Genomic DNA, 7,256 nt, shown 5'->3' with positions numbered 1-7,256 from the left:
CGGCCAAGGCGGCACCGGCGGCGACGGCGGCAACGCCGGTACCGGCGTCGGCGCGGCCGGCGCGGGCGGGGCGGCCGGCAACGGCGGCAACGGCGGCCAGGGCGGGCAGGGCGGCCAGGGCCTGGTCGACGCCCCCGGCAGCGAGGGCGGCGGCGGTGGCGCCGGCGGCACCGGCGGCATGGGCGGCCTCAACACCGACCAAATCAGCAGCGCCGCCAGCGGCAACGGGGGCAACGGCGGCCTGGGCGGCCAGGGCGGCCAAGGCGGCACCGGCACCATCGGAAATGCGGGCACCGGAGGCACCGGCGGCGACGGCGGGCAGGCCGGCGGCGGCGGCGCGGCCAATATCGGTGGCGTCGCCGGCAACGCCGGCGTCGGCGGCAACGGTGGCGCCGGTGGCACCGGGGGAACCGGCGCCGACGCCACCGTCGCCGGCCAGGCCGGATTCAAGGGCGGCGATGGCGGAGTGGGTGGCGCGGGCGGCAGCGCCGGCGTCGGCGGCACCAACGGCAACGGCGGGGCCGGCGGCACCGGCGGTAACGGTGGCGCGGGCAAGGCCGCCGCGACCGGTCTGGATGGCGGCCAAGGCGGCGCCGGCGGCACCGGCGGCGCCGGCGGCACTGCCGGCACCGGCGTCGGCGCGGCCGGCAGCGGCGGAGCCGGGGGCAATGGCGGCAACGGTGGAATCGGCGCCACCGGTGGCGCCGGCGCCGCAGATACCGGCGGCGGCAAGGGCGGCGACGGCGGCCGGGGCGGCGACGGCGGCGTCGGCGGCCTCAACACCGACCAAGTCACCAGCGCAGCCAGCGGCAACGGCGGCAACGGCGGCAAAGGCGGCCAAGGCGGCCAAGGCGGCACCGGCACCATCGGGACCGCCGGCAATGGCGGCACCGGAGGCCGTGGCGGGCAGGCCGGCGAGGGCGGTGCGGCCAACACCGGCGGCGTCGCCGGCAACGCCGGCAGCGGCGGTCAGGGCGGCCAGGGCGGCCAGGGCGGCAAGGGCACCTCCAACGCGAGCCCCGGCAGCATCGGCTTCACCGGCGGCCAGGGCGGCCAGGGTGGTGCCGGTGGCGACGCCGGTGCAGGCGGCGTGAACGGCGACGGCGGGGCCGGCGGCGTCGGCGGCAACGGCGGCACCGGCAAGGCCGGCGCGACCGGCCAGACCGGCGGGGCCGGCGGCATCGGCGGCAGCGGCGGCAACGGCGGCAACGCCGGCACCGGCGTGGGCGCGGCCGGCAGCGGCGGCGCGGCCGGCAACGGCGGAAACGGCGGCCAGGGCGGCCAGGGCGGTACTGGCGCAGCCGATTCGATGGGCGGCGACGGCGGGGGCGGCGGTGACGGCGGCAAGGGCGGCACCGGCGGGCTGAACAGCGACCAAGTCAGCAGCGCCGCCAGCGGCAATGGCGGTAACGGTGGCCAGGGCGGCCAAGGCGGCACCGGCGGAACCGGGACCATCGGCCCCGCCGGTACCGGCGGCGCCGGCGGCGCCGGCGGGACGGCCGGTGCAGGCGGTTCGGCCAACGCCGGCGGCGTCGCCGGCAACGACGGCATCGGCGGTAAGGGCGGCGCCGGCGGCCAAGGCGGCACCGGCGCCGATGGCACCGGCCCGGGAGGCTCCGGCTTCAACGGCGGGCAGGGCGGCCAGGGCGGCGCGGGCGGCAGCGCCGGCGTCGGCGGCACCAACGGCGACGGAGGCGTCGGCGGCACCGGCGGTAACGGTGGCGTCGGCCAGGCCGCCGCGACCGGCCTGACCGGCGGCAACGGCGGCAACGGCGGGACCGGCGGCAACGGCGGCAACGCCGGCACCGGCGTCGGCGCGGCCGCCAGCGGCGGGATCGCGGGCGACGGCGGCCAGGGCGGTCACGGCGGCCAAGGTGGCACCGGCGCGGCCAACGCCAAGGGCGGTCAAGGCGGCCAGGGCGGCCAAGGCGGGGCCGGCGGCAGCGGCGGCCTCAACACCGACCAAGCCAGCAGCGCTGCCAGCGGCAACGGCGGCAACGGCGGCCAGGGCGGCCAGGGCGGCCAAGGCGGCACCGGCACCATCGGAACCGCCGGCACCGGCGGCACCGGCGGCGCCGGCGGGCAGGCCGGCGACGGCGGTGCGGCCAACACCGGCGGCGTCGCCGGCCACGCCGGCATCGGCGGCAACGGCGGCACCGGCGGTACCGGCGGCACCGGCGCCGACGCCACCGTCGCGGGCCAGGCCGGATTCAAAGGCGGCAACGGCGGCGTGGGCGGCGCGGGCGGCAGCGCCGGCGCCGGCGGCACCAACGGCGACGGCGGCGCCGGCGGCACCGGCGGCAAGGGTGGTGCCGGTAAGGCGGGCACCTTCGATATGGACGGCGGCAATGGCGGCGACGGCGGCACCGGGGGCAATGGCGGCAACGCGGGCACCGGCGTGGGCGCGGCCGGCAAGGGCGGGGTGGCCGGCGACGGCGGCAAGGGCGGCCTGGGCGCTAAAGGCGGCATCGGCTCCGACAACACGGTCGGCGGCAAAGGCGGCAACGGCGGCCAGGGCGGCAGCGGCGGCATCGGTGGCCTTAACACAGACCAGGTCAGCAGCGCCGCCAGCGGCAACGGCGGCGAGGGCGGCCAAGGCGGCCAAGGCGGCGACGGCGGTTTCGGCACCGGCGGCACCGCCGGCGCCGGTGGCATTGGCGGTTCCGGCGGGCAGGCCGGCGACGGCGGTGTGGCCAACATCGGCGGCGTCGCCGGCCATGCGGGCATCGGCGGGAACGGCGGGACCGGCGGTACCGGCGGCAAGGGCGAGTCAAGCTTCCTGGTGGGAGTCAACGGAAACAACGGCGGCCAGGGCGGACAAGGTGGCCAAGGTGGCAGCGCCGGTGCCGGCGGCACCAACGGCAGCGGCGGGACCGGTGGTCATGGCGGCGACGGCGGGGACGGTCTCTCCCCCGGCGCCGGCACTGGCGAGAACGGCACCGCGGGCGGCAACGGCGGCAAAGGCGGCAAGGGCGGCGACGCGGGCATGGGTGTCGGCGCGGGCGCCAACGGCGGCGCCGGCGGAACCGGCGGTAACGCCGGAAACGGCGGAGCCGGGGCGGACAACACCATCAGCGGCGACACCGCTGCCAACGGCGCACGCGGCGGCGACGGCGGCGACGGCGGAAAGGGCGGCAGCGGCAGCGGTGTCAACGCCGGCGGCGCCGGCGGCGGCGGCGGCAAAGGCGGGCTCGGCGGCAACGGCGGCGGCAATACCGCACCCGTTGGCAACGGTGGCAACGCCGGCAACGGCGGCAACGGCGGCAACGGCGGCGACGGCGTCGGCGCACCCGGCGGTCTGGGCGGCCCCGGCGGCCAAGGCGGTGACGGCGGCCTGGGTACCGGCGGCGGCTTCAACGGCTCGGACGGCTTCGACGGCAGCGACGGCACCAACGGCGCCGTCACCTAACTAGCCCAAAAGGGATGGCACCACCGCGTCGATCACGTGCGGTCCAGGTTCGTTAAACGCCCAGCGCAGGGCGTCGGCGAATTCTTCGGCGGTGCTCACCCGCCGGGCCGGCACGCCCATGCCTTCGGCGATCTTGACGAAATCCAGGGTGGGGCGCGAAATATCAAGCAAATCAAGCGCTTTGGGGCCAGGCGTAGATCCGGCTCCCACGCGTTGCAGCTCCAGACGCAGGATGTCGTAGGCGCCGTTGTTGTAGATCACGGTCGTGACGTCGAGGTTCTCCCGCGCCTGCGTCCACAGCCCCGAAATCGTGTACATCGCCGAACCGTCGGACTCCAGGTTCAGCACCGGCCGGTCCGGGGCGGCCACCGCGGCCCCCACCGCGACGGGGATGCCGTAGCCGATCGCTCCCCCCGTCAGCGTCAGCCAGTCGTGGGCCGGTGCGCCCGCGGTGGCCTGCGCCAGCGGCAGCCCGGAGGTGTTGGACTCGTCGACGACGATCGCACGTTCGGGCAGCAGCGCGCCGATCACGCCGGCCGCCGACAGCGACGTCAGCGCCCCCGCCGGCAGCGACGGACGCGATAAAGCCGCCAGCGGCGCCGTCGTCCCGGGCGCCAATTCGTCGGCCAGTGCGACCAAAGCGTCTGCGGCGCCGCCGTATTCGGCGAGGACGTGCACCTCGCAGCCCGCCGGTACCAGGTCGCTTGCCATGCCCGGGTAGGCGAAGAACGACACCGGTGACTTCGCGCCGGCCAGCACCAGATGCTTGGCGCCGTCGAGTTGGGCGGCGGCACCCTCGGCGAAATAGTTGAGCCGATCGACGGCGGGCACACCGGCGCCGCGCTCGAGTCGGGTCGGGAACGTTTCACACAGCCAGCGCGCGCCGGTGGCCTCGGCGATCCGGGCCGCCGCGGCCAGCCCCGGTCCGCGGGTGGCGTCTCCGCCGATCAGGATCATCGCCGGCTCGTTGGACCGCAGCACCTTGGCCACCGCGGCGATATCGGCGGGCTCGGTTTTCGGTGTGGCTGGCGGGGTGCCGGGTTGGGCGCCGTCGGACCACGATGCATCGGCCGGCAGGATCAGTGTGGCCACCTGCGGACCGGACCGGCTGGCGGCCATGGCTTCGGCGGTGTCGGCGCCGACGTTGGCGGCGGTTTCCGTCCGGTGTACCCAGCCCGAAACGGTGCCGGCGAGCGCATCGATGTCGGATTCCAGTGGGGCGTCGTACTTTTTGTGATAAGTGGCGTGGTCACCGACGACCACGACCATCGGCACCCGAGCCCGCCGCGCGTTGTGCAGATTGGCCAGGCCGTTGCCCAATCCCGGCCCCAGGTGCAGCAATACGGCCGCGGGCTTGTCGGCGATGCGCGCGTAACCGTCGGCAGCACCGGTGGCGACGCCCTCGAAAAGGGTTAGCACACCACGCATTTGGGCCACATCGTCCAGCGCCGCCACGAAGTGCATCTCCGAGGTGCCGGGGTTGGCGAAGCACACGTCCACTCCCCCGTCGACCAACGTGTTGATCAGAGCCTGGGCACCGTTCATGTGGAAACCTCTCGATCGGTGAGCCGGAAAACCCGCTCGGCGTTGGCATGCAGAAAGTCGCGGCGCGCGTCGTCAGTGAGGCCGAGTTCGTCGAGCCCGGCCAGGGCGTGTGTGTGCCCGATCATCGGATAGTTGGTGCCGAACAAGACTTTTCGTTGCCCGGTCCCGGTTTTCATGAATCTGATGAGCTCGGGTGGCAGCCGTTTGATGGTGTAGGCCGAGGTGTCGATGTAGACGTTCTCATGCTTGCGGGCCACCGCGACCATCTCTTCGGTCCACGGGTAGCCGACGTGTCCGCACACGATGGTGAGTTCCGGGAAGTCCAAAGCCACCTGGTCGATGTAGGGGATCGGGCGTCCGGTTTCAGACGGCCGCAGCGGGCCGGTGTGGCCGACCTGGGTGCAGAACGGCACTCCCGCTTCCACACATTCAGCGAACAGCGGGTAGTAACGGCGGTCGGTCGGTGGCGCGTTCCACAGCCAGGGCACCACCCGCAGCCCGGCGAAACCGTCTTGTAGGCGGCCCCGCAGTTCGCGGACCGCGGCCATCGGACGGTCCAGGTCGGCCGTCGCCAGGCCGGCGAACCTGGTGGGATGGCGGCCGATCCACTCGGCGACCTCGTCATTGGAGATCAAGTCCTGGCCGCCCGGGCCGCGCCACGCGCTGAGCAGGCCTATGCCGACGCCCGCGGCATCCATCGATGCGACGGTGGTCTCGATGGGAATGTCGGTGTCGGGCATCGCTCCGCCGGTCCAGCGCCGCAGGGAGGCCAGCATGTCGCTGCGCAGGAAGCGTTGTGTCGGATGCTGCATCCATACATCGATCGTCATCGCGTTTTGACTGTAGACGCGGCGGGCGGCGTCGACAGCAACGGCTTGGTCGGTCCGGTTGGCTTCACCGCGGTACAGGGGCCGATCTTGAATTCACCAAACGAAGGACGCTATCCAGATTGCGCACCGCTGACGTGTTTGTCGGGCTACCGCCACATCCTGGTGATTCCAAAGGTCCGGAGTCGCTTACTGCCCCTCGTCTCGCCTCGTTTCGCGGTGGGCGCGGCGGCGCCGCATGCACGGGCCCCGCTGACCCACGGTGATGTCGGCAAAACGGACCTATGAGCTGCGGCGGAAGCTTCTTGCGATGAGGTTGACTTGGCCGGACGGCGGGGCCACCAGACCGCCGGCGCGGGGTGCGGCGGCGGCCTGGTGTCGCGGGCACGCCCGGGCCAGCGACAGGGTGTCGCGAACCCTTGAGCGCCCGCCAAATCGCAAACGCTCACCAAACGCCATACTTTTGGTACGAATCAATTGCAGAGCACCCGGTGTCATTTAATGCGCTTACGCAACTGTTTATGAATTCAATCCGAAATGAACGCATGCACTCATGAGCAATTCAATGCGCAATCTTTGCCTATTCGCAATGAATTGAGTGGCGACCACGCCGGTGACCCCGTAACTCGCGCCATTGCCGTCGTGACCGGATTCGAGCCCAGCCGGGGACGGGTAGGTCTACCGCATGGGCCCCGAAATCTGTTGCATGCCATGGGAATACGCGTATCCAAACCACTCGGTTGGGCGATCCGCACACCCTGATATCTGGTTTTTGGTGATTTCGCCTAAGCGATAGCCAGATATGCAGACAACATGCACACTCTGGCGCTTTAATAAGCCCAAATAATGACCAAACCGATAACGGATTTGACGCCGAACGACTAAAATCCCGGCTTACTGCCACGCCACTAATTCGGTGTGATAGCTGCGTTGCCAAATGGTGGGAGCCGCCCGATGTCTTATGTGTGGATCTCACCTGAAGTAGTGGCCGCAGCGGCTGCCGACTTAGCGGGTGTCGGCTCCACCGTGAGTGCGGCTAACGCTGCCGCAGCAGCTTCGACGACACAGGTACTGGCCGCGGGCGCCGACGAGGTGTCTGCCCAGATCGCGGCCCTGTTCGGCGGCTTCGGCCAGGACTATCAAGCGATCAGCCTCCAGGTGCAGTCTTTCCACCAGCAATTCGTGCACTCACTGCAGTTTGGGGCCAATGCCTACGGCTTGGCTGAGGCCACCAACATCGAGCAGAGCGTATTGGGCTTAATCAATGCGCCTACGCAAACGTTATTCGGGCGCCCGCTGATCGGGAACGGCGCAAATGCGACCACCCCGGGTGGAGCCGGCGGCGATGGCGGCATCCTGATCGGCAACGGCGGTGCCGGCGCGGCGGGGGCGACCGGCCAGGCCGGCGGGGCCGGCGGGTCGGCGGGATTGTGGGGCAACGGTGGCGCTGGCGGTGCCGGTGGAGCAGGTGGGGC

The 7,256-nt window shown here is 72.5% G+C and carries 3 protein-coding genes and 1 pseudogene; 2 read left to right on the top strand and 2 right to left on the bottom strand.

Annotated elements, in window-relative coordinates; all coding sequences use genetic code 11:
• Window positions 1-3,409 (top strand): annotated as a pseudogene (locus BST12_RS32385) (PE family protein); the annotation flags it as partial.
• Here BST12_RS32385 and BST12_RS28070 read toward each other — a convergent pair.
• Window positions 3,410-4,954 (bottom strand): acetolactate synthase large subunit, encoded by a 1,545-nt coding sequence (locus BST12_RS28070; protein WP_083116448.1) that lies wholly within the window; start codon window positions 4,952-4,954, stop codon window positions 3,410-3,412.
• Window positions 4,951-5,784: an amidohydrolase family protein gene (locus BST12_RS28065; RefSeq protein WP_083116447.1), complete on the bottom strand. Its 834-nt coding sequence runs from the start codon at window positions 5,782-5,784 to the stop codon at window positions 4,951-4,953. Before BST12_RS28065 ends, BST12_RS28070 begins: the two co-directional genes overlap by 4 nt.
• A gap of 951 nt (window positions 5,785-6,735) precedes the next feature.
• Here BST12_RS28065 and BST12_RS28055 point away from each other — a divergent pair.
• On the top strand, window positions 6,736-7,256 hold a 521-nt coding region (locus tag BST12_RS28055), incomplete at its 3' end, for a PE family protein (RefSeq protein ID WP_139802006.1).

It is taken from the genome of Mycobacterium angelicum (assembly GCF_002086155.1).
GTDB lineage: Bacteria > Actinomycetota > Actinomycetes > Mycobacteriales > Mycobacteriaceae > Mycobacterium > Mycobacterium angelicum.
The sequence above is the reverse complement of the archived record's forward strand: the minus strand, read 5'-3'. Positions and strand labels throughout refer to the sequence as shown.

What these genes read in the sequence shown, in the direction of transcription:
- BST12_RS28065 (WP_083116447.1), bottom strand. Translation starts at nt 5,784, where the DNA reads ATGACGATCGATGTATGGATGCAGCATCCGACACAACGCTTCCTGCGC.
- BST12_RS28070 (WP_083116448.1), bottom strand. Translation starts at nt 4,954, where the DNA reads ATGAACGGTGCCCAGGCTCTGATCAACACGTTGGTCGACGGGGGAGTG.